Consider the following 3,226-nt stretch of genomic DNA (forward strand, 5'->3'; position numbering starts at 1 on the left):
CCGCTTGGTGGAGAGGCCCGCCAATGGTGACCGTAATTGTTCGGGCATTGGTTTTATTCACCCGGCGTCCGCTCGCCCTGCATTCGGACAAGGGTGTGCAGGGTCCCACTCTGCACCTCGGCGCTGCGCGCTGCGTATCCACCGTTGTCTCCAAGCATTGCCCCTCGTGATTGATCGTTTCGCCGACGTCGTGTCTCTTGCCGCCCCCTGGGGTTCATTCTTCAAGGCGGGAGGACTGGTTCTTCTCTTCCTCCTGAGTGGCGCGGGGGAAATGGCCGTGCTCGCCCAGCAGCCGGACGCAGACCTCCCGGATTCCGTGCGGGGGGAGCTGGACGCCCGCAACCTGACCCCCGAGCAGGCGCGGCGCCGGGCGCAGCAGTTGGGGCTTGACCTGTCCAATCCGGAGCGCGCCGCCGCCCAGGCCCGGCAACGCGGCCTCCCCACGGCCCGGGTGAATGCCCTTCTCCGGGCGGTACAGCAGGGCTCGGACACGGACTCCTCCGCCCAGGCCCTTCCCCCTGCCGCCGTGGCCGAAACCGGCGTGGCGCCGCCCGACACGACCCGCCCTTCGCCCGCCCCGGCCCGGCCGGATACGGCAGAGGGCCCCGGCGAGAACGCTGGGCTTGCGTATTTCGGCTACGACACGTTCGACCGCGTTCCCGATGCCTTCGCGCCCGACCCGACCGGCCCTGTGGACGACAGCTACGTCGTCGGCCCGGGCGACGAGCTGCGCCTCGTGGTGTGGGGGGCCCCCGAGTTTCAGTACGACCTGACCGTCGACCGCCAGGGACGTGTCTTCGTCCCCGACCACGGCCAGTTCACCGTGGCGGGCACACAGCTCGACGCACTCCGGGCGGACATGAAGCAGTGGCTCGCCCAGCAGCACGCCGGCCTCACGGAGGACCCACAGACGGTCTTTATGGACCTGTCGCTCGCCCGCCTTCGCCCCCTCAAAATCTTCGTGCTCGGGGAGGTGGCCCAGCCCGGCGGCTATACGGTGAGCGCCACGGCGAACGCATTCAATGCCCTTTACAGCGTGGGCGGCCCCCTGCGGCGCGGCAGCCTGCGCCGGATTCAGGTGATTCGCGACGGCTCCGTGGCCGACACCGTCGACCTGTACGACTACCTGGCCGACAGCGGCACGCCGGCGCCCGTAAACCTTCAGAGCGGCGACTACATCCGGGTGCCCGTCCGCGGGAAGACGGTCGCCATCACGGGGGCCGTCGAACGACCGGCCTATTACGAGATGACACCGGGCGAGACCGTCCGCGACTTGATCGACTACGCCGGGGGCGTGGCGCCGGACGCCTACGGGGCCGACTTTGAAGTCCGCCGGCTCACCCCCCCTGACGCCCGCACGGACCCCCGCGCCTCCGTTCCCCGCAAGGACCTCAACTACGACCTGAACGCCGTCCTGTCCGGGGACGAGACCGTTCCCCTCTCCGACGCCGACCGCGTGCGCATCCGGGCCGTGCCGGAGCGGACCGACCCCGCCGCGGCCAGCGCCGTCGCCTCGGCCCGCATCAGCGGCGCCGTGTTCCAGCCCGGCACGTACGCGCTCGGCGACAGCCTGCGCACAGTGCGCGATCTCATTCGCCAGGCCAACGGCCTCACCGACGACGCCTACCGGCAGCAGGCCACCCTCATCCGCTTCGACGAGGACCTCGACGAGGGCGTCCGCTCCATCAATGTGGACAGTGCCCTGGCCGGTGTGCCCCAGGCCAACGTGCCCCTCGTCCCGGGCGACAGCCTCCGCATCGCCTCCGTTCAAACCCTAGAGGACGCCCGCTCGGTCCGCATCACCGGTCAGGTGCGCACCCCCGGCACGTACCCGTACCGGAGCAACATGACCGTCCAGGACTTGCTGCTGCGGGGCGGCGGCCTGGCGGACAGCACCTACCTCAAGACCGTCCTCCGCTCCCGGGCGGACCTGTACCGCGAGAGCAGCGACGGGCGGTCCGAGCGCCTCATCCCATTCAACCTCGCCCGCGCCCTGAACGGCAGCGGCCGGGCCGACACCCCTCTCCAGCCCGGCGACGAGATTCGCGTCTACCCCCTGGAGGCGGAGGTCAACCCCGACCCCTTCGTCGAGATCAGCGGGGCCGTCAAGGAGCCGGGGCGGTACGACCATCAGGAGAACCTGACGGTGAAGGACGTCATTTTGAAGGCCAACGGCTTCGCAGAGGACGTATACCTGAAGGAGATCCAGATCGCTCGGCCCAAGACGGAGGACGACGGCATGCGCACGATCCGGGTGCCCCTGCAGGGCCCGGACGCCCCCGCCGACGTGCGGTTCGCGGCGGACGACACGACCCAGGCCCTGCAGGCCGCCGCCGAGGTCCCGGTGCAGCACCGCGACCGGATCCTCGTGCGCACAAATCCGGACTACAGCGAGCGCACGTTCGTCACGCTGCGGGGCGAGGTGCGCTTCCCGGGCGACTACGCGCTGCGGGACGACGGGGAGTCGCTCTCCTCCCTCCTCGACCGGGCCGGCGGCGTCACGGAAGTCGGCTACCCGGGCGGCGGCCAGCTGACGCGAGACGGGGAGCGCTTTATCCTTGACCTTGCAAACGTCCTTCGCGACGCCGAGGACCTGACCCTCCGCGGCGGCGACGAGGTTGTGATTCCCACGACCCCAAACAGCGTCTCCGTGCGCGGGAACGTGGCCCAGGAGGGGCGGATCAAGCACCAGGACGGCGAGGACGTGGCGTACTACCTGGAGCGGGCCGGGGGCGTCCGCGACAGCACGAAAAACGTGTACCTGACCCAGGCCACCGGCGAAACCCGGAAGGTCGAGTCCGGGTGGTTTTCCCGCACGCCCGAGGTGACGGACGGGGCGGTGATCCGGGTGACCAAGGAATCCCCGCCCCCGCCCGACGAAGAGGGCCTGGACATTGGAAAGGCCGTCCGGGACGTGACGGGCATCCTCTCCAGCGCGCTCACCATCATCGTGCTGGCCACCCGGGCGTTTGACTGACGGGCGTTTCAACTGCATCGATGGGCTGATTTGAATGACCGACCCGAACGGTTCAATGTCGGAACGAGAGCCCCCTGCAGACGGGCGGTTGCCGCGGGGAGATCGGGTGTATCTCATTGACCTGCTCCTCACGCTGAGCCGAGGCCGGGGGCTGATCGTGCTCTGGGTGCTGGGGTTCGGGCTTGCCGGCGTCCTTTACGCGGCGCTTGTCTCGCCGGAGTACACCGCAACTGCGAAGGTCGTTCGGGA

General features: G+C 69.6%; 2 protein-coding genes. Both read left to right on the forward strand.

What is annotated here, in order from left to right:
• Nucleotides 1–166: 166 nt before the first annotated feature.
• Nucleotides 167–2,977, forward strand: a complete 2,811-nt coding sequence (locus V5A20_RS13800) for an SLBB domain-containing protein (RefSeq protein WP_332327620.1) — start codon at nucleotides 167–169, stop codon at nucleotides 2,975–2,977.
• A 34-nt stretch (nucleotides 2,978–3,011) separates the two neighbouring features.
• On the forward strand, nucleotides 3,012–3,226 hold a 215-nt coding region (locus V5A20_RS13805), incomplete at its 3' end, for a Wzz/FepE/Etk N-terminal domain-containing protein (protein WP_332327621.1).

The sequence above is a fragment of the Salinibacter sp. genome, assembly GCF_036626415.1.
Taxonomy (GTDB): Bacteria; Bacteroidota; Rhodothermia; order Rhodothermales; family Salinibacteraceae; genus Salinibacter.